The organism is Polynucleobacter sp. AM-7D1, assembly GCF_018688455.1.
Classification (GTDB): Bacteria; Pseudomonadota; Gammaproteobacteria; order Burkholderiales; family Burkholderiaceae; genus Polynucleobacter.
On sequence record NZ_CP061319.1, the window covers coordinates 998,260 to 1,018,632 of the forward strand.

21 protein-coding genes are annotated in these 20,373 nt (G+C 45.7%); 15 read left to right on the forward strand and 6 right to left on the reverse strand.

The annotated features are described in order from the left end of the window. The first annotated feature begins 8 nt into the window (after positions 1 to 8). A complete protein-coding gene (locus GQ359_RS05225) occupies positions 9 to 383 on the forward strand; it encodes a hypothetical protein (protein WP_215385726.1) in 375 nt (124 codons plus the stop codon). Between the two features lie 81 nt (positions 384 to 464). Here the strand turns inward: GQ359_RS05225 and GQ359_RS05230 are convergent, their stop codons facing one another. Together GQ359_RS05230 and yaaA are read right to left on the reverse strand one after the other, a co-directional pair. Beyond that, on the reverse strand, positions 465 to 1,676 hold the full coding sequence (locus GQ359_RS05230; RefSeq protein ID WP_215385727.1) for a DUF2863 family protein: 1,212 nt from the start codon (positions 1,674 to 1,676) through the stop codon (positions 465 to 467). Positions 1,677 to 1,687: 11 nt separating this feature from the next. Further along, positions 1,688 to 2,464 (reverse strand): peroxide stress protein YaaA, encoded by a 777-nt coding sequence (yaaA, locus tag GQ359_RS05235; RefSeq protein ID WP_215385728.1) that lies wholly within the window; start codon positions 2,462 to 2,464, stop codon positions 1,688 to 1,690. Between the two features lie 68 nt (positions 2,465 to 2,532). Between yaaA and GQ359_RS05240 the strand changes: the two genes are divergently transcribed. The 13 genes from GQ359_RS05240 (at position 2,533) to GQ359_RS05300 (ending at position 14,338) form a co-directional block, all read left to right on the forward strand. Beyond that, the gene (locus tag GQ359_RS05240; protein WP_215385729.1) at positions 2,533 to 3,735 is read left to right on the forward strand and encodes a methionine aminotransferase; all 1,203 of its coding nucleotides are present in this window, start codon (positions 2,533 to 2,535) and stop codon (positions 3,733 to 3,735) included. A gap of 45 nt (positions 3,736 to 3,780) precedes the next feature. After that, entirely contained in the window at positions 3,781 to 4,488 is a 708-nt protein-coding gene (locus tag GQ359_RS05245) for a glutathione binding-like protein (protein WP_215303882.1), read from the forward strand. Position 4,489: 1 nt separating this feature from the next. After that, positions 4,490 to 5,344 carry a 3-hydroxybutyryl-CoA dehydrogenase gene (locus tag GQ359_RS05250; protein WP_215385730.1) on the forward strand — a complete coding sequence of 285 codons (855 nt, stop codon included), beginning with the start codon at positions 4,490 to 4,492 and terminating at the stop codon, positions 5,342 to 5,344. Positions 5,345 to 5,386: 42 nt separating this feature from the next. Next, a complete protein-coding gene (locus GQ359_RS05255; RefSeq protein ID WP_215385731.1) occupies positions 5,387 to 5,866 on the forward strand; it encodes a DUF3429 domain-containing protein in 480 nt (159 codons plus the stop codon). Between the two features lie 10 nt (positions 5,867 to 5,876). After that, entirely contained in the window at positions 5,877 to 7,190 is a 1,314-nt protein-coding gene (locus GQ359_RS05260; protein ID WP_215385732.1) for a replication-associated recombination protein A, read from the forward strand. Next, entirely contained in the window at positions 7,187 to 7,828 is a 642-nt protein-coding gene (locus GQ359_RS05265; protein WP_251367830.1) for a 2-hydroxychromene-2-carboxylate isomerase, read from the forward strand. Before GQ359_RS05260 ends, GQ359_RS05265 begins: the two co-directional genes overlap by 4 nt. Before the next feature lie 80 nt (positions 7,829 to 7,908). Continuing rightward, on the forward strand, positions 7,909 to 8,457 hold the full coding sequence (locus GQ359_RS05270) for a peptidylprolyl isomerase (protein ID WP_251367953.1): 549 nt from the start codon (positions 7,909 to 7,911) through the stop codon (positions 8,455 to 8,457). A 36-nt stretch (positions 8,458 to 8,493) separates the two neighbouring features. Then, entirely contained in the window at positions 8,494 to 10,320 is a 1,827-nt protein-coding gene (locus tag GQ359_RS05275; RefSeq protein WP_215385734.1) for a bifunctional chorismate-binding protein/class IV aminotransferase, read from the forward strand. A 9-nt stretch (positions 10,321 to 10,329) separates the two neighbouring features. Next, a complete protein-coding gene (locus tag GQ359_RS05280) occupies positions 10,330 to 10,890 on the forward strand; it encodes an NUDIX hydrolase (RefSeq protein WP_215385735.1) in 561 nt (186 codons plus the stop codon). A gap of 13 nt (positions 10,891 to 10,903) precedes the next feature. Then, entirely contained in the window at positions 10,904 to 11,641 is a 738-nt protein-coding gene (gene aat, locus GQ359_RS05285; protein ID WP_215385736.1) for a leucyl/phenylalanyl-tRNA--protein transferase, read from the forward strand. After that, a complete protein-coding gene (locus tag GQ359_RS05290) occupies positions 11,638 to 12,393 on the forward strand; it encodes an arginyltransferase (protein WP_215385737.1) in 756 nt (251 codons plus the stop codon). Before aat ends, GQ359_RS05290 begins: the two co-directional genes overlap by 4 nt. 9 nt (positions 12,394 to 12,402) lie before the next feature. Continuing rightward, positions 12,403 to 13,434 (forward strand): quinone-dependent dihydroorotate dehydrogenase, encoded by a 1,032-nt coding sequence (locus GQ359_RS05295; protein ID WP_215385738.1) that lies wholly within the window; start codon positions 12,403 to 12,405, stop codon positions 13,432 to 13,434. An 85-nt stretch (positions 13,435 to 13,519) separates the two neighbouring features. Next, on the forward strand, positions 13,520 to 14,338 hold the full coding sequence (locus tag GQ359_RS05300) for an IclR family transcriptional regulator (RefSeq protein WP_371822397.1): 819 nt from the start codon (positions 13,520 to 13,522) through the stop codon (positions 14,336 to 14,338). 25 nt (positions 14,339 to 14,363) lie between these two features. On the opposite strand, the gene GQ359_RS05305 is transcribed toward GQ359_RS05300, so the two are convergent. Together GQ359_RS05305 and GQ359_RS05310 are read right to left on the reverse strand one after the other, a co-directional pair. Further along, positions 14,364 to 15,470, reverse strand: coding sequence for a serine hydrolase (locus GQ359_RS05305; protein ID WP_251367831.1), 1,107 nt, complete (start codon positions 15,468 to 15,470; stop codon positions 14,364 to 14,366). Between the two features lie 28 nt (positions 15,471 to 15,498). Next, a complete protein-coding gene (locus GQ359_RS05310) occupies positions 15,499 to 16,386 on the reverse strand; it encodes a DMT family transporter (RefSeq protein WP_215385739.1) in 888 nt (295 codons plus the stop codon). A gap of 206 nt (positions 16,387 to 16,592) precedes the next feature. On the opposite strand from GQ359_RS05310, the gene GQ359_RS05315 reads away from it, so the two are divergent. Then, positions 16,593 to 17,159 (forward strand): phasin family protein, encoded by a 567-nt coding sequence (locus GQ359_RS05315; protein WP_215385740.1) that lies wholly within the window; start codon positions 16,593 to 16,595, stop codon positions 17,157 to 17,159. A gap of 95 nt (positions 17,160 to 17,254) precedes the next feature. Here the strand turns inward: GQ359_RS05315 and lpdA are convergent, their stop codons facing one another. Further along, entirely contained in the window at positions 17,255 to 19,045 is a 1,791-nt protein-coding gene (lpdA, locus tag GQ359_RS05320) for a dihydrolipoyl dehydrogenase (RefSeq protein WP_215385741.1), read from the reverse strand. A gap of 9 nt (positions 19,046 to 19,054) precedes the next feature. Next, positions 19,055 to 20,365, reverse strand: a complete 1,311-nt coding sequence (gene aceF, locus GQ359_RS05325; RefSeq protein ID WP_215385742.1) for a dihydrolipoyllysine-residue acetyltransferase — start codon at positions 20,363 to 20,365, stop codon at positions 19,055 to 19,057. Between the last annotated feature and the right edge of the window lie 8 nt (positions 20,366 to 20,373).

Consider the following 20,373-nt stretch of genomic DNA (forward strand, 5'->3'; position numbering starts at 1 on the left):
ATTCTTGCATGAAGAAAACCCTGCTCGCTATTAGCTTGGCTGCTGCTGCCATTATTGGTACGACTCCAGCCCAAGCTAGTAACGAATCATTTTTGTGGACTTGTAGCGATAGCAAGCAATTCAAAACTACAGGCACGATAGAAAAATTGCGTCTGACTTGGGAGTCGAAGAGCATTGACATGAATCGCCAGACTTCGCTTCCAGGAAGTTTGCGTTACAAGAATGCTGCCACAGGGCATGACCTTGTAGTGCTTGGTAATAAAGCAATGCTTTTCAACATTAAATCTGGAACTCGTCTTGCTGATTTCTGCCAAACAGCAGAAATGAAAAAGGGTGACCTTCCGCACTTATTTGCTGATGCGGAGCCGTTTACACAGAACTAAATCTTAGCTCTGACTCCACAATGAAAAAGCCGAGAATCTCTCGGCTTTTTTACTTTATAAGATTCAACGTAGACCGAAATGCTAATGAAATAAAGGCTGCTGCGTAGGCGCATCATCAGGCAGCTCTGCATGGACAGCATCACCCGATCGATCTGGAAACAGTGGTGCTCCGCAATCATCACAAAGCTCTGGGTCAAATAGCATTGCATGACGGAATACATCTTCAACCCCTGCATCCCTAAGCGCATCGGCAATACGCTTCATCGGACTCTCATCATCCGATAAATCATTGAGCGCATCATTAGCAACACTCTCTCGGTCGTATAAAGGCCAAATCACACCATATACAACTTCTGAAGAACCTTTTAAGCTAAATGAGATTCGATACTCGTCAGCTTGATCTTCACCAAATGCGCCGACTACGCAAGATAAACCAGCCGGTAGAACTCCAAGCGTGCTCTCAAGAAAGTTCACGGCAGCTCGAATGCTTAATGGACGCACCTGCTTATCTGCCAATCGGCAATTTGTAAAATATGCTTCGGGTAATAAGAGCTCAAACTCGCAACCAGGCAAAAGCGCCGCAATAGGTTCTTGCATCATGTTTTGCCAACCTATCAAGCTGACGCCACGCTCTTGACGTGTTGGCGCATCAGCTTGCCACCGGAAAAGTGGTGAGCCGGAAGGTGCAGCAACAGCTGCAATAATAAAACGTGGATCAGCCAAAACTGCAATGGTCTCCGACATCTCTCGCAACTCTAACTTGACCTCACTGGCGCTAATGGCAGCGCTTGCTAAGGCTTCAGTAAGTAGGCGTGTTTGGCAATGTGAGTGTGGCATCTGATCAATGCTGTAAAGCCAGGGAACGATGGCTAGGCGTGCATCAGTGGAAGTGATTGAGCTATGTAATGCAGCGGCTGTAGATTCAATAACGCTCACTGAAAGTGCGCCAGAAGGAATCTGATAACGGGTGTGAGCAACAATAGGTAAAGCTAATAAAAGAACATCCCAGTTCTGGCCCTCATGCTCCATGAGCAAAGACTCAGCCAGGGTCTCAGCACAGTCTGCAAGTACCTCGAAGGCTACCGTATTAATTCGAAATGTTTGATCGAGAGCGGCATCAATCACATTTTGATTTTGGCTTTTGAGAAGACGCATTAGGCGAACATTTAAACGCTCCTCCCAAAACTGATCCTCAATGTGACTCCCGGAAGCTGCTAAGGAAATAGCGTCAGCAACTAGGCGCTCGACATCTGGTGAGGAGCGTTGGGAGGATTTAGTGCGATGAACAGCCATGATGCACTCTCCTACTTTCTTTCGGGACGTCTAAATAGCGGCTTTTCTTCTGTAGATTCAGAGGGAATATATTTGTAACCATCTAAATTGAAGCCTTTTAGATCTACTGGATTAGATATACGGTTCTCGACCACATAGCGTGCCATTAAGCCCCTAGCCCGCTTGGCATAGAAGGAAATGATTTTGTATTTGCCGTCTTTGCCATCCTGAAATACGGGAGAGATGACTGGGCAATCCAAGTTCTTCGCCTGCAATACCTTAAAGTACTCTTCAGAGGCCAAATTGAGAAGGACGGGCTTCTTCTGCTTCTCCAGCACTGCCTTTAAGGAGTTGGTTACACGCTCACCCCAAAACGCATATAAGTCTTTACCTCGAGCATTTTGAAAAGAAGTGCCCATCTCCAGGCGATAAGGCTGCATTAGATCCAGGGGACGCAGAGCACCATACAAACCCGAAAGAATGCGGATATGGTCTTGCGCAAAATCAAGGGCCTTTTGATTTAGCGTCTTAACGTCAAACCCATCATAGACGTCACCGTTAAAGGCGTAAATCGCTGGCCTGCTATTTTCTTCAGTAAATTTCTTAGACCAGTCACGGTAGCGCCCCACATTCAGCGCAGCCAATTGATCTGACAGCCCCATGAGATTAGCGACTTCCTGAGGCGAGAGCTTCTTGAGATCCGTTATCAACTTTGCAGATTCGGAGACGAATTCCGGAAGAGTCGGAGCCTTAGCCTTAACTGGTGTTTTGTAATCTAAGGATTTAGCAGGTGAAAGGACGATCAGCATGGCACAATTTGAGGATGAATAACTACCATTCTAGCGACTACCTACCTTATTTGCCCTAAACCGCCCGCATGAACCAAAATCCCCTACTGACGCCAGCATTTCCGAGTCGCCTACCTAAAGTAGGAACAACGGTATTTACAGTCATGTCGGCTCTCGCTGCAGAGCATCAAGCCATCAACCTGGGGCAAGGCTTTCCAGACTTTCCGTGTGATCGAGAGCTGATATCTCAGGTCAATACAGCAATGCTGTCTGATCAAAATCAATATCCACCAATGATCGGGGTGGCTGAGTTACGTCAAGGTGTGTCGAAAAAAATATCTGCTTTGTATGGTCATGACTACGATCCCGATACAGAAATTACTATCACCGCCGGAGGTACGCAAGGAATCCTGACGGCAATCTTGTCATGCGTCAGCGCTGGCGACGAAGTTGTCATCATCGAGCCTGCCTACGATAGCTATCGCCCTTCGATTGAGATGGCTGGTGGAAAAGTAATCGCTGTATCTTTAATTGCCAATCGTGATGATCAAGGCCGTGTTAATTCTTACTCAATACCTTGGGATGATTTGACCAAAGCAGTGAATCCAAAGACACGACTCTTCATCATCAACACTCCGCATAATCCAACTGGGATGATTTGGCAGAAGACCGATCTAGACCGCCTGGCAAATTTAGTCAGAGATACCAATGCACTGGTCTTAAGTGATGAGGTCTACGAGCATATGGTGTACGACGGACATCAACACGCCAGCATAGCCAGCCATCCTGAATTAGCGGCGCGAAGTTTCTTGATATCAAGTTTCGGTAAAACCTACCATGTCACCGGCTGGAAAGTAGGCTATGTAGCTGCGCCTGCAACGATGATGGCAGAGTTTCGCAAGATACATCAATTCAATGTCTTCACAGTAAACACGCCAATGCAATATGGTTTGGCCAAGTACCTTGAGAATGCGGATCACTACTTAGGGCTGTCATCTTTTTATCAGGCTAAGCGGGATTTCTTTAGCAAGGGCTTAACTCAGACAGGCTTTGAATTATTGCCAGCACCAGCAACCTATTTTCAGTGCGTTAACTACACCAATTTACAGATCCCTCAAGCTAAGATGGGCGAAGCGGATTTTTGCTCTTGGCTTACTACCAAGATTGGTGTCGCCGCCATTCCAGTATCAGCTTTCTATGCTCATCCGGTTGAGTCCGGCGTTATCCGTTTTTGTTTTGCTAAAAAAGAAGAAACGCTTTCAAAAGCATTAGAGCGTTTACAAACCCTGTAGAAGAGGAATCAATCCATCATGGCAATAAGCAAACCCAAGAGAGACATCATTGATGTTTATAGCTGGCCGACACCAAACGGTCATAAAGTTCACATCATGCTTGAAGAGTGTGGCTATAAATTAGATAAAGACTGGATTGCCCATCCAATTGATATTGGTGCAGGCGATCAGTTCAAACCAGAATTCTTGGCCATTAGCCCAAATAATAAGATTCCTGCCATCGTTGATCCGCAAGGGCCTGATGGCAAACCGATCCATCTTTTTGAGTCTGGGGCAATACTGCTCTACCTAGCTTCCAAAACAGGGAAGTTTTTACCCAAATCCACTCGGGGTAAATATGAAGTCTTGCAATGGCTTATGTTCCAAATGGGTGGCTTGGGGCCTCTATTGGGGCAAAACCACCACTTTCGAATCTATGCACCAGAAAAAATTGACTACGCAATCACTCGCTACACCAATGAAGCCAAGCGCCTATATGGCGTGATAGATCATCAACTGAAAGATAATCCTTATATCGCTGGTAAAAATTATTCGATAGCCGATATTGCTATTTTTCCGTGGACAAGAAACTGGAAAAACCAAGGTATTGATATTAACGAGTATCCGCATTTCAAGCGGTGGTTTGAAATGGTTGGTGAGCGCCCTGCTGTCAAGCGTGGCGTTGAAGTATTAACTGCATTACGTAAGCCATTGCATGATGACAAAGCAAGAGAGCAATTATTTGGTTCATCACAGTATCAAAAAAGGAAATAGCATGAAGATTGATTCGGTTGGAGTAATTGGTGCAGGCACGATGGGTAATGGCATTGCACAAGTTTGTGCAGTTGCAGGTCTTGATGTTGTGATGGTGGATATTAATGATGCTGCAGTTGAACGTGGTTTGAGTCAAATAAGCAAAAGCTTGGATCGTCTCGTCAAAAAGGAAACTCTCACAGCTAAAGATAAAGATGCAGCATTAAACCGGATCAAAGGAAGCACATCGTATTCAGACTTTAAGGGTCTGCAATTGGTTATTGAAGCGGCTACAGAAAATCAATCTGTTAAAGAGAAAATCTTGAAACAAGTTGATGAGATCGTCGGCAAAGAAACCATTATTGCCACGAATACTTCTTCACTATCTATTACGAAACTGGCTGCATTAGATTCCAACCCAAGCCGCTTCATTGGCATGCACTTTTTTAATCCTCCGCCGATGATGGCTTTGGTGGAGGTGATTCGAGGCTTGCAAACCTCTGATGCAACACATGCAGCAATTATTGAAATGGCTAAGCGCATTGGTAAGGAGCCTATTACAGTCAAGAACTCACCTGGCTTTGTCGTCAATCGGATTTTGTTGCCGATGATTAATGAGGCCTTTTTTGTTTTGCACGAAGGACTTGCTAGCCCAGAGGATATTGACGCTGGCATGAAATTGGGCTGCAACCAACCGATTGGTCCACTTGCTTTAGCTGACCTCATTGGTCTTGATACCTGTCTAGCAGTTATGGAAGTCTATTTTGAGAACTTCAGTGACTCTAAGTACCGCCCTTGCCCATTGCTTCGCGAGATGGTTGCCGCAGGATATCTCGGTCGTAAGACTGGACGCGGCGTCTACACCTACGAGCAATAATTTTTATATTCATCATCCATTAATCAAAATAAAGAAGTTTTTGTGAACCCATTACCCCCTCTCGTTCTTAAATTAGCTTACGCTGGCCTCATCCCTTTTGTGAGTCTCGCTTTAATGGTTCAGTTGGCACCAACCCCGCTTAACTACTTAAGCGCTGAATCACTAGCCGGTTATGGGGCTGTGATTACTTCTTTCATGGGCGCATTACATTGGGGCGCTAATTTACATACCCTAGGCAAAGCACCTCCCGGGGATCGTTGGGAGGATCGAAATGCCTGGATTTGGGGTGTGATACCGGCGATAGTGGCCTGGGTTGCACTACATATTTATATTCCAGTTGGCCTGGTAATCTTGGCATCGGCTTTACTAATACAACGCAATATCGATAAAGAAACCTATCAGTACTATTTTTCCAGTGAAGAGGCTTGCGCAGCTTTTATGACCTTGCGCAATCGACTGACACTTGTTTCTGCTATCTGCTTAATTTGGTCTGCACTTGTGATTTTGTTTGTACAGAACTAAATCAATAGAAATGGGCAATCTATTTGATCAAGCGCCTCCACCTCCATTGGCGGAAGCCTTGCGCCCAAAATGTATTGAAGAGGTCATTGGACAAACCCATCTTTTAGCTTCAGGCAAACCACTCAATCTCGCCTTTGCTTCTGGCAAGCCGCATTCAATGATTCTTTGGGGGCCGCCAGGGGTTGGCAAAACTACCTTAGCAAGACTTTCAGCAAAAGCCTTTGATCGAGAATTCATAGCCATATCAGCCGTTCTTGCTGGTGTAAAAGAAATTCGCGAGGCTATTGAGCAAGCCCAGCAAAGCATGTCGCAATATGGTAGACAAACCATTTTGTTTGTTGATGAGATTCATCGTTTCAATAAAAGCCAACAAGATGCCTTATTGCCGCATGTTGAATCTGGATTATTTACCTTCATTGGCGCTACCACCGAAAACCCTTCCTTTGAAGTTAACTCTGCCCTGCTATCACGTGCACAAGTCTATGTACTCAAATCATTAAGCTCTGTAGAGCTCAAGCAATTATTTGATAGAGCACGTGAATATGCTCTGCCGAGTATTCAATTTGAATCAGCGGCAATCGATAGTCTAATTACCCATGCAGATGGTGACGCTAGGAGATTGCTCAATTTAATCGAGCAAGTTCGTAATGCGGTTACAACACCGAACTCAAATATCCAGAAGGTAGACCAGCAATTCATTGAAAATGCTTTGACCATTCAAGCACGTCGATTTGATAAAGGGGGCGACCACTTTTACGATCAAATCTCGGCGCTACATAAATCAGTACGCGGTTCTAATCCGGATGCTGCACTGTATTGGTTTTGCCGAATGCTTGATGGCGGAGCAGATCCACGCTATCTTGCACGAAGAATAATTCGCATGGCATGGGAGGATATCGGTCTTGCCGACCCAAGAGCAATGCAGCTAGCAAATGATGCGGCTCAGACTTTTGAGAGGCTCGGCTCACCGGAGGGAGAGCTAGCGCTTGGGCAAGCAGTGGTTTATTTAGCTGTTGCCGCTAAGAGCAATGCCAGCTATAAAGCCTTCAACGCGGCAAGGGCCTACGTTGCCAATGATCAAAGCAAGCCAGTACCTAACCATTTACGCAATGCCCCAACTAAGCTCATGAAAGAGCTGGGCCATGGTAAAGAATATCGGTATGCACATGATGAGCCGCATGCCTATGCTGCTGGAGAGTCTTATCTTCCAGAAGGAATGGCAGAACCTCATTGGTACGAGCCTGTTGATCGAGGCTTAGAAAGTCAGATTGTCGAAAAGATGGCTTTCTTACGCAAGTTAGACGAGGAATCAAATAAGAAATGAATCAGGACGAGATTAGCGCCAAAGCGCTTAAAGGGACTTTTTATTACGACATCATTTCTCCGTTTTCATACTTTTACATCAAGCAGCGCCATCGACTTGATCAGCGCGTGGCTATTGAACCAGTTCCCATCTTGCTCGGCGGCCTCTTTCGAGCAACTGATAATCGTGGTCCCGGTGAAGTGGAGGCAAAGCGCCCGCACACCTACCAATACTGTGTGTGGCTAGCTGAAAAGCTGGGTTTGCCATTTCGCTTTCCAGAACACCACCCTTTTCTTACAGTGGCAGCACAGCGTTTACTAGTTCAGGAAAATGCGAATTGGGAAATGGTTGAGCGTGCATTTGAGTATGTTTGGGTTGAGGGCAAGGATCCCAATTTATCTTGGCCAGAATTTTGCCTACACCTTGGTCTATCGGCTGATACGCCTAAGCCAGATGCTCCAGAGATTAAAGCAAAGCTCATCAGCAATACCGAGCGTGCAAAATTGGATGGTGCCTTTGGGGTGCCATCCCTGATCGTAAATGGCCATGCTTTTTGGGGTGTAGATACCATTGATTGGGTGCTTGATTATCTTGATAGGCCAAACATGTTTGAAGAGACAGCTTACCGCTATGCCGCCCAAGTCCCATCTGGACTTTGAGCAATACAATCAGTCATTAGTTATTTTTATTCGATTTTTAAGGACCTACTACTATGCGCAAAATTATTGCTTCCCTATTCATGATCACCAGCTTGATTGCTAGCGCCACAAGCTTTGCAGGTCCTAAGGTTGAATTCAAAACCACTATGGGTAACTTTGTCGTTGAGTTGGACTCTGTCAAGGCACCAAAGACCACAGCCAATTTTTTAAACTATGTGAATAGCGGTTTTTATAACGGCACCATTTTTCACCGCGTGATTGACGGCTTCATGATTCAAGGTGGCGGCTTTACTCCCGACCTAGTTCAAAAACCAACCAATGCCCCAGTAGTTTCAGAAGCTCAAAATGGCCTTAAGAACCAAACTTACACCATTGCCATGGCGCGCACTTCAGATCCTGATTCCGCTACAGCTCAGTTCTTTATCAATGTTAAAGATAATGAAGGCCTGAATTATCCAAACGCGATGGGCAATGGCTACACAGTATTTGGCAAAGTCATTTCTGGAACTCAAACCATAGATGCCATTCGCAAGATTCCCACCATGGTTGCATCTGCACCGAAAATGGGCCGGATGGCCGATGTACCTAGCAAGACTGTCACGATTGAATCAGCAACTGTATTGAAGTAATTTTCACCTCTTACTAGAGCCTTGAAGGTCAATAGCATGATATTGCTAGATGACGCTCAAAGTACTCAGACTGAGCCGAGCAGCCGCCTGTATGAACAGGCACTGCATTGCTGGACTGTCTATCCCCAGCCCAGCCCTTCAGACACAATCACCGCAGTAGATGAATGTCTGCGGAGCATTAATGCAGCATTGACTCGCGGTGAATATGTTGTGGCAGCATTTGCGTATGAATTGGGTCTATATATTCATAAAATTGAACGGCACCGAGATGGCGCAATGCATCAGCATCCACTGGTTCAGGCATGGTCATTTAAATCCCATGAGAGCCTAAGCAAGCAGGATGTCGATGCACTCATTAAGGCTAGAGTTGAATTAATTGATTCCGAATCTCAAGTTGCAGGCGTTAGCAACCTTCATTCTTCTATTAATGAAGGAAAGTTCAAGTCTGATATTGAGGCTATTCAAGAATACATTCGTAATGGTGATACGTATCAAATTAATCACACCTTTCGAATTACGGGGGAGGCCTATGGTGACCCGCTCGCACTGTATGCACGATTAAGAAGTCGCCAGCCAGGAAGATTTGGGGCATTTATTAAAAGTGATTCGAACTATATTCTTTCCCAGTCTCCCGAATTATTTATTCAAAAACAAGGCAACACTCTGAAGGCTATGCCTATGAAAGGCACAGCAAGTGCCTTGAGTGATTCAGCGGAGCACTTGTCAGCAGATGCCAAAAATCAGGCAGAGAATGTCATGATCGTCGATTTACTGCGCAATGATCTAAGTCGCCTAGCCTTGCCGGGAACAGTCAGAGTTCCTCAACTTTTTGAAGTTGCCAGGTACGGTGATGTATTGCAAATGACATCAACGGTTCAGGCTCAGATGAAACCTGGAATTGAATTACGGGATGTCATGAACGCAGTCTTTCCTTGTGGCTCCGTTACAGGTGCACCCAAGAAACGCAGCATGGAGATCATCCAAGAATTAGAGCATCAAGATCGCGGCTACTATTGCGGGGCTCTTGGCTGGATTGATCCTGATGGTGACTTTGCATTTAGCGTACCCATTCGCACACTGGAAATTGATCGGAATCCAGAGACCTTAGCCTCACCTTTTACTCTAGGTATCGGCGCCGGCATTACGATTGATTCGGAAGCCAAACAAGAGTGGGAAGAATGTGAAATTAAGGCAGCCTTCTTGAGTAAGATGCCAAGCGAAATAGGATTATTTGAAACTATCTTAGTTCACCAAGGCAAACCCCAACATTTACAGCTCCACTTGAAGCGTCTGGCTGATTCAGCGCTGGCACTAGGTATACCCTGCGACGTGAGTAACACCCTCAAATCCATTGAAGATGTTTGCGCAAACTGTAGTAATGATGCTGACTATCGATTGCGAGTAGATTTAAACTTTATTGGCAAACCAAGCTGTCAAACATATCCAATTGAGCCACTGCAAGGTCCAGTACAGATCTTTTGGGCGAGTGACATTCTTCCCGATCCCAGTAATGCCATCCTTCACTCAGGCAATGTCTTATTAAGACATAAAGTCAGCAGTCGAAATGTCTATGACCAAGCCTGGAAATTAGCCGAGAATCTTGGTGGCTTTGATGCCCTATTTATTAATGAAAATGGCTTCGTAACCGAAGGTGGAAGAAGCAGTATTTTTATTAAGTCCGGAAATCACTGGCTTACACCCCCAGTCTCAGCAGGTCTTCTTCCAGGAGTGATGAGATCAATCATCTTAAATAATCCAAAATGGAATGCCCATGAAGCTAACCTGACTATTGAGGATGTTCTCAATGCAAAAGAGATTATGCTTAGCAACGCCTTACGCGGTCATCTCTCCGCCCATTTTTAGAAAGCCTGCATGAAGTTTTGCTCTCAATGCGCATCGCCAATTAGCATCAAGATTCCTGCAGATGATTCGCGGGAGCGTCATGTATGTGACTCTTGCGGCGTCATTCATTATTTCAACCCCCGCAATGTAGTTGGCTCTATTCCAGTTTATCGCGATCAAATTTTATTGTGCCGTCGCGCAATTGAACCGAGACATGGCTTTTGGACTCTTCCAGCTGGCTTTATGGAGCTAGGAGAAAGCACTACAACCGGTGCAGCCCGAGAGACACAAGAGGAGGCTGGCGCCATTGTTCAAATTGGCCCACTTTATTCACTGCTCAATGTGCCGCATGCAGAGCAAGTACATCTCTTTTATCTCGCCACCATGAGTTCACCAGACTTTCATGCTGGAGAAGAAAGTCTAGAGGTTGCACTATTTGATGAAAAAGATATCCCCTGGAGTGATATCGCCTTTCCGACAGTCAAACAGACTCTAGAGTGGTTCTTTGCTGATCGTACCGCAGGGGTGTTTAATTCAAGCAAAGAGTTTAGCGTGCGCAGTAGAGATATTCTTCCAACAGAAAAGATCTAGACGCAATAAGTTTATGAGTAACATCAACTGGCTAGGGTCTCAGGATGAATTTCCAAATCCACTGAATTGCCCAGACCCTGATGCAACTGTGCCGGGTTTAATTGCAGTCAGTGAGCGCATCTATCCAGGGCAACTGGAACGCGCCTATCAGATGGGAATCTTTCCATGGTACTCGGATAACCAACCCGTGCTCTGGTGGTCACCTAATCCCCGAATGGTATTAAAGCCCGCTCAATTTAAATGTCATGACTCTTTAAAAAAAACCATACGACATTTTTTAGCGGATGCCAGAAAAGATATCTGGGTTGATCATGATTTTGGAGCTGTCGTTCGGTCCTGCGCAACTGCGAGCAGAAAAGATCAGGACGGAACTTGGATCACCCATGAAATCATGGACGCCTACACTGGCCTTCATGAACAAGGTCACGCCCACAGCATTGCTGTAATGGAGGATGGTCGCCTGATCGGCGGTCTGTATTGCGTTGCTTTTGGTGGGATGGTATTCGGAGAATCTATGTTTAGCCACCAAGCCGATGCTTCAAAAATTGCCTTAGCGGCTCTAACTGCCTGGTGCGAACAACATCAGGTGGAAATGATTGACTGTCAGCAGGAGACTGCCCACTTGGATTCGCTGGGCGCCGAACCAATTTCTCGCGATCAATTTTTAGCTCATCTGCAAATTACTCTAAAGCAAACTAATATAGAGGTTCCTTGGAAATTTAATAAAGAAATTCTGCGTCACTGGCTATGACACAACTCAAAGAGCTTCCTCTAACCGAGCTACAGTTTTATGCAACAGCACCCTACCCTTGCAGCTATCTGCCTGGTAGAACTGCTCGCTCACAGGTGGCAACCCCATCGCACTTAATACATGCTGATTTGTATAGTGAGCTAGTCAACGCGGGATTTCGTAGAAGCGGTTTATATACCTATCGACCCTATTGCGATGAATGCAATGCTTGCACCGCTACCCGCATTCCGGTCAAACACTTCAAGCCCAGTCGCAGTCAAAAACGTACATTGAAAAAACATGCTGGACTGGAGATTCGTATTCTGAACTTGGGATACCAAGAAGAACACCTTGAGCTATATAACAACTACCAAAATGAACGTCATGCTGACGGCGACATGGGTCACAGCACTGAAGAGAGTCAAGATCAGTACATGCAATTTCTACTGCAAAGTCGTGTGAATTCCAGAATCGTTGAATTTCGGGATGGTCCAGAAGATAGCGAGCCTGGTCGTCTACGCATGGTCAGCATGATTGATATCTTAGATCAAGGCATCTCTTCTGTTTATACCTTCTACGACACCAGCAATCCATCAGCAAGCTATGGAAGCTTTAGCATCCTATGGCAAGTTCAACAGGCTTTGAACTTAGATCTTCCTTATCTTTACCTGGGTTACTACATAAAGGATAGTGAAAAGATGTCCTATAAGGCTAAATTTAAGCCTATTGAGGGTCTGATCAGTGATCACTGGCAGCCAATCATTGAGCCATAATATCTACCCATGATCGATAGCTACCCCCTTTTACGCCCCTGGCTTTTTTCTTTAGATCCAGAGCAAGCTCACAATGTCACCCTTAGCAATCTAGATCGAGCGCAACGTTGGGGTTTATTGCGTTGTCTAGTTGATCAACCCGAACCGGATCCACGCACATTTTGTGGCATCACTTTTCCAAATCCCGTGGGGCTTGCTGCAGGCCTCGACAAAGATGGCAAACATATTGATGCGCTAGCCTCTTTAGGTTTTGGATTCTTAGAAATTGGAACCGTCACTCCTAAACCACAACCTGGTAATCCAAAGCCCCGCATGTTTCGCTTGCCTGAAGCACAAGCCATCATCAATCGCATGGGCTTTAATAACGATGGTGTCGATGCATGCGTCAAGCGTGTACGAGAGTCTGCATATTGGCAGAATGGTGGCATTATTGGACTAAACATTGGCAAGAATGCAAGCACTCCAATAGAGAATGCTGCGAGTGATTACATCACTGCTATGGAAGCAGTTTATGACCTTGCTTCATATATTACCGTCAACATCTCCTCTCCTAACACCCAGAACTTACGGGCACTTCAGGGTGAAGATATGCTGCGCTCTCTCCTTAGCTCCCTGCATTTAGCACGCGAAGCTCTAAGTGATCAGTACGGTGTTCGCAAGCCCCTCTTTTTAAAAATTGCACCGGACTTAGATCAAAACGATATCAAACTCATTGCCGATCTCTTGCTGGAATTCAAGATTGATGCCGTCATCGCAACCAATACAACGGTTGCGCGCGATGCGGTGAAAGGACTCAAGTTTGGAGAAGAACTTGGTGGCCTCTCCGGCGCACCAGTTCGAATTGCCTCTACAGAGGTAGTAAAAAACCTCAAACAATATTTGGGAGACGCCATTCCGATCATTGGCGTTGGTGGCATTCTCTCGGGCCAGGATGCACTAGAAAAAGTTGAGGCAGGTGCGAGCCTAGTGCAGATCTATAGTGGGCTGATTTACCGTGGCCCAAAACTGATCAGTGATTGCGCAGCTGCTCTAAAAAGGTAATTAGCTAGCCCCTGGAATTGGGTTTAGATAGGCAATTTGCGTTTCATATTGTGCAATTTCAGCAAAAATCGCTACAATTGACAACATGAGCACAAGCAAAACCGAAAAAGTGTCAAAAGCACCTGGCGAGGCTGGTAAAACAGCGATTCAGGTGGTTGAGCGCATGATGAACTTACTTGATGCCCTTGCCAATCATGAAGAATCCACCAGCCTTAAAAGCCTTGCTGAAGAAACCGATCTGCACCCTTCCACAGCGCACCGCATCCTTAATGACTTAGTTGCTTGCCGTTTGGTTGAGCGAGGTGACGGTGGAACTTATAGGCTGGGCCTCAAATTGCTGGAACTTGGCAATCTGGTTAAGGCTCGTTTATCTGTGCGGGAGGCTGCTCAGGCACCAATGCGTGCCTTACATAAACTCACAGGTGAGACCATTAATCTTTCGGTTAGGCAAGGTGATGAGATTGTCTACATTGATAGAGCCTATAGCGAACGCTCTGGCATGCAAGTAGTCCGCGCTATTGGCGGGCGTGCACCCCTTCACCTCACCTCAGTAGGTAAATTATTTTTAGCAAGCGATGATCCGAGTCAAGTGCGCGCTTATGTCACGCGCACTGGCTTGGCGGGCCACACCAGAAATAGCATTACGGAGTTAAGCAAACTGGATTTAGAGCTAAATCAGGTGCGCAAATTAGGTCATGCAAGCGACAATGAAGAATTGGAGCTTGGTGTGAGTTGTGTTGCTGCTGAGATATATGATGACAGTGGCAAGTTAGTCGCAGGACTCTCGTTAAGCTCCCCTACTGATCGCATTCAGTCTGACTGGTTAAAACTCTTACAAGACACCGCCCTGCAGATTTCTAAAGGCATGGGCTACAAACCCAAAGCCAACGAAAACAACCATTAAAAATTCAGATCGCTTGGAATTTTAATTACATCAAGCGACGAATAGCATGCGGTTCGCCTGAGGGCATGCGTTCATACCAATCCCGAACCCTCACCGCATCAGCAAAACGCGATTGCGTACCAACTGAGTCCAAGAAAACCAATAGCAAGGGAGTGTTATTTACTCTGGCCTGCATCACCAAGCACTTACCAGCCGCATTAATGAAGCCTGTTTTTTGTAAGCCAATATTCATATCGCCAGCACGCACCAAACGATTGGTGTTCAAGAATTTCTGTGGACGCTTTGCAATCACCATAGTGAGATCTGGCCAAGTGGAAAACTCACGAATCACTTTGTATTGGTAAGCTGCACTCAACATACGGGCGAGATCTTCGGCTGAAGCTACGTTCTCACTCTTAAGGCCGGTAGGATCAGCGAAAAAGGAATGTGTCATCCCAATTTCTCTGGCCTTAAGATTCATGGCATCGATAAAGGCTGGGATGCCGCCTGGGTAATTTCTGCCGAGGGTATATGCTGCCCGATTTTCAGATGCCATCAAGGACAACAATAAAGCTTCTTCTCTCGTTAAAACCGTACCACCAGCAAGACGGGAGTTTCTATATATATTCACATCATCTGAGTTAATGACGAGCGTCTCATCCATTGGCAATTTAGAGTCAAGTACTACCATTGCCGTCATCAGCTTGGTGATGGATGCAATCGGCAGGCTGACCGAGGAGTTTTTCTCAAAGTACACGTCTTTGGTATCTTGATTAACAACCATCGCAACGCTGGACTTCAGATTGAGATCATCATGTTGACCACGCAACCCCAAGGCAGTTGCAAATGAAGGTCTTGCTGCTACCGCAGGCTCGCTTGATCGCGTTACTGTGGTTCGAACTGTTTTAGATTTCTTAGAAGATTTTGCTTGCTTCTTTACTGATGGTTTAGGAGGTGCTTTGGATGTCTTGGCAGTCTTGGGGTCATTGTTGTTTGCGCTTGCCTGAAAAGAAGTGGCTAGACCAAATGACATTAGTCCAACAAAAGCAATAAGCCAAAATCGATTCAAACGCATCCCAAATAACCTTCCAAAACTTTTAACATACTGAATGATAAATAACTTTTTCTTCTCTACAGCCATTATTGCCTGCATTAGCTAGAAAACTCCTAGTGGAGCACTCTTATTCTGCAATCGTTGCAAGAGCCTTTACCTGCCCTCGATTAACCAATATGACACCAGTCATGGTCAATATAAGGCCACCAGCCATCATTACCGTGAAAGGCTCATCAAACAAAAACCAGGCCATTACTGCGGTAGTTGGTGGTGTTAGGTACAAGAGACTGGTTACCTTGGTTGCCGCCCCCTTGCGAATCATCATGAATAGCAGGCTAATTGATCCGATTGATAAGGGGAAAATTGCCCATAGCAAAGCGCCAATAACCGAAGCATTCCAAACCATGACTCCAGACTCAAAGTAATACATACAGATAAAGCAAAGTACTGCTGAGACACCAAACTGAATTGATGACCCGGCACGAAGATCAAAAACTGGGCAAAATTTCTTCTGATACAGAGTGCCGAATGTAATAGCAAGTAAAGCAGCGAAAGCAAGAACGTAGCTTAATAATGGAATTTGAGTAAAGCCAATTTTTTCGGCCACCACCAGAGCCACACCAGCAAACCCAAAACACAATCCAACCCACTGAGGTCCCGTCACCTTTTCAGAAATCCAAGCAGCAAACCATGCAGTCAGGATTGGCTGGAGACCGACAATGATTGCGATCAAGCCTGCAGCCATACCCAAGCGTACGGCGAACCAAACACCTAAAAGATAGCCAAACTGTAGCAATACCCCAGCAATGGCAATGTGCTTCATTTGAGGCCAGCTTGGCCAGCTGATTCTCCAGACCAAACTCAGGCATGCCATAGCCATTAAGACGCCCATGAAGCGCCAAAATAGAAATGTGGCAGGCTCAACATAAGGCATTGCCAAACGCGCAATCACAAAACCCGTACTCCAGATCAACACGAAGAGTGGTGCAATTAGGTTATCTAGCTTCAAACTCATGTTTAACTTATTGAAAATAGGGGATTTTTTTATTCAATTAATGATTTTAGGCTCATTTATAAATAACTAGTCCCATATGGCTGACAGTACTCTGTTTGATATTGCAGCGCACCATGAATACGATAAAATGATAGCTAAATGAATTGACAATAATCAGATAAAGCTCATAGTGAGCAAATGAATCAAGCCCACAGGAAAGGGAAGAAATGAATCTAACGCCAGAACAAATTGCAGCAGCACAAAAAGCCAATCTAGAAACTTTGAGTGGACTAACTAATCAAGCACTTCAGAGCATTGAAAAACTAGTTGAGCTCAATATGCATATTGCCAAACAAAGCTTAGGCGACAGCATGAGTAGTGCCAAAAAGGCATTAGAAGTAAAAGATATTCAACAACTCCTCGCCCATCAAGCAGAGGCAGTTCAGCCGATGGCTGAAAAAATCATGGCTTATAGCCGTCATTTGTATGAATTAGCCCATGAAACTCAAGCAAGTTTCACAAAGTCTGCCGAGAAAGAGTTTCAAGCAGGACAGGTAAAGATTAACGCACTAGTTGAGGATTGGACTAAGAATGCGCCAGCGGGATCTGAAGCTGCTGTTGTCGCTATCAAACAAGCCATTGCCTCTGCAACCAATGTGTTTGAAACCAGTCAAAAGGCTGTCAAACATGCGGTTGAGATTACGCAAACCAATCTGAGTAACGCTAATAGTTCAGTTGAGAAGACAATCAAAGCAGCCAGCAAGCCTGCAAGCAAAGCTAGCAAGAAAAAGTAACCCCACCCTACTTCTGTTTTTTCCTTGTTGAAAAGCAGAAAGAGAAAAAGCCCCATGTTCGGGGCTTTTTCTTAAGCGGTTAAATGGAAAGCGTTCTAATGCGCCTTCTTTTTTACTGGCGGTAAATCAGTGCAGTGGCCATGTGCTGCCTCTGCAGCTAAACCAACTGACTCGCCTAGAGTTGGATGCGGATGAATGGTTTTACCAATATCAACAGCATCAGCACCCATCTCAATCGCAAGGCATACTTCACCGATTAAATCACCGGCATGAGTACCTACAATTCCACCGCCAATGATGCGTTTGCTTGTAGCATCAAAAATCAGCTTAGTGAATCCCTCATCTCGACCATTAGCTATAGCTCTACCACTGGCAGCCCACGGGAATAAACCCTTCTCATAAGCGATTCCCTGAGCCTTACATTGCTCTTCAGTCAAACCAGCCCAAGCTACTTCTGGATCGGTATAAGCAACGGACGGAATTTGCTTGGCGTCGAAGTAAGATTTTTCACCAGCAGCCACTTCAGCAGCGACATGACCTTCATGAACAGCTTTATGCGCGAGCATGGGTTGACCAACAATATCGCCAATAGCAAAGATGTTATTCACATTAGTACGCATTTGATTATCGACCGGTATAAAGCCTCGCTCATCAACAATGACGCCTGCAGCAGATGCATCAATTTTCTTGCCGTTAGGCGTGCGCCCCACTGCTACTAATACTAAGTCATAGGTCTGGGGCTCTGCAGGTGCATTCTCGCCTTCAAAACTGACCTGAATACCATCAGCCTTCACTTCAGCTTTTGATGCACGGGTCTTGAGCATGATCTTTTCAAAACGGCCAGAGTTAAATTTCTCCCAAACCTTTTCTAAATCGCGATCGGCTCCGGCCATCAGACCATCCATCATCTCAGCAATATCTATACGGGAGCCTAAGGTGCTGTAGACAGTAGCCATCTCCAGGCCAATAATGCCGCCGCCAATCACGAGCATGCGCTTTGGAATGCTCTTGAGCAATAAGGCACCAGTACTATCCACAATGCGTGGATCTTCTGGCAAAAACGGGAGTTTTACTGGCTGACTTCCAGCTGCAATGATTGCCTTCTGAAAGCGCACCACTTCTTTTTGGCCAGCTAGATCTTGACCATCGCCTTTAGTGAGCTCTACTTCAACGTGATTTGCATCTAAGAAGCGTCCCAATCCACGCACCACAGTCACTTTGCGCACTTTAGCCATACCAGCCAATCCGCCGGTTAACTTAGCGATGACAGAATCTTTGTAGCCACGCAGTTGATCTATTTCAATTTTTGGGGCGCCATAACTAATGCCATGCTTAGACATCGTCTTGACTTCGTCCATTACTGCAGTCGTGTGGAGCAGAGCCTTTGATGGAATGCAGCCTACATTCAAACAAACACCGCCTAAAGTTGCATAACGCTCAATCAAAATCGTGCTCATGCCTAAATCTGCGCTACGGAATGCAGCGCTATAACCACCAGGCCCAGCACCCAATACAAGCACTTCACACTCGTGATCCACTTTGCCGCTGTACTGACCAGCGATAGGAGCAGTGATCACTGGAGCCTCCACTGGGACTGCTACAGGCGTTGGACTGGCTGCGGATGAAGAAGCCTGAGGCGCAGATGCTGCTCTCACTTCAATCTCAGCAATCGCACTACCCTTGCTCACTTTATCGCCAGCTTTTACAGAAATACTGAGAATGGTTCCTGCAGCATCCGCTGGAACTTCCATGGTTGCTTTGTCAGATTCAAGAACAAGTAATGGCTGTTCTTTTTCAATCACATCACCCACTTTAATGAGTACTTCAATTACTGGAACATCTGAGTAATCACCAATATCTGGCACGAGAATAATTTGCTTAGCCATATCTTTTCCTTATAGTGCTGCGCGACGGAAGTCGGACATGAGCTGAGCGATATAGACGTTGAAGCGCGTTGCTAAAGCACCATCAATGACGCGATGATCAGCACTTAAGGACAGCGGGCAAATTAAACGAGGAACAAATTGCTTGCCATCCCACACTGGTTTCATAGCAGCTTTACTTACCCCCAAAATTGCCACTTCAGGTGCATTGACGATAGGCGAGAAATACGTGCCACCAATACCACCTAAAGAAGAGATCGTAAAACTGGCACCCTGCATTTGTTCTGGCTTGAGTTTTCCGTCTCGCGCTAGAGCAGCCAATTCAGAGGTTTCACGCGCGAGCTCAAAGATGCCTTTTTTATCTGCATCACGAATCACTGGCACTACTAAGCCATTTGGAGTATCGGCAGCAAAGGCAATATTGAAGTATTTCTTCAACACCAAATCATCACCATCAATAGAGCTATTAAATTCAGGGAATTTCTTAAGTGCTGCAACAGCAGCTTTCATTAAGAAAGCCAACATCGTGATTTTGAGTCCCTGCTTTTCATTCTCTTTATTTGTGAGAACTCTAAATGCCTCTAGATCTGTGATGTCTGCATCCTCGTGATAAGTCACAGCAGGAATCATGACCCAGTTACGACCTAAGTTCGCAGCAGTCAATTTCTTTATACGATTTAATGGTTGGCGCTCTGTCTCACCAAACTTAGAGAAATCGACCTTAGGCCAAGGAATTAAATTCAGGCCACCTAAGCTACCACCAGATGCAGTAGATGGACTTCCAGCTCCGCCGCTCATGGCAGCTTTTACAAAGGCCTGGACATCTTCTTGAGTAATTCTGCCTTTAGGGCCAGATCCCTTAACTTGGTGAACGGTGACGCCAAGTTCACGAGCAAATTTACGCACTGACGGGCTGGCGTGACTTGCAGTGGGATCAATCTCAACTGGGGCTATAGTTATTGGCGGTGGCGCAGGTGCGCGCACAATCGGTGGCTCTACTTTTGGAGCCGTCGCAGCAACAGGTTCAGATTTCGCGGCTACTGGAGCTGACGCAGTTTGAGTGGGTGCAGGAGCTGCGGCACCACTTTCTTCAAGCACCAGCACAACAGCGCCCTCTGAAATAGAGTCACCCACCTTCACCTTGACCTCTTTCACCACACCTGAATGGGATGAGGGAACGTCCATGGTTGCCTTATCTGATTCAAGAACAACAATCGACTGCTCTTTCTCAACACGGTCACCGGCTTTTACTAATACCTCGATGACAGGCACATCTTTGTAATCCCCGATATCCGGGACTTTAATATCAATTAGTTGGCTCATAGTCTGTC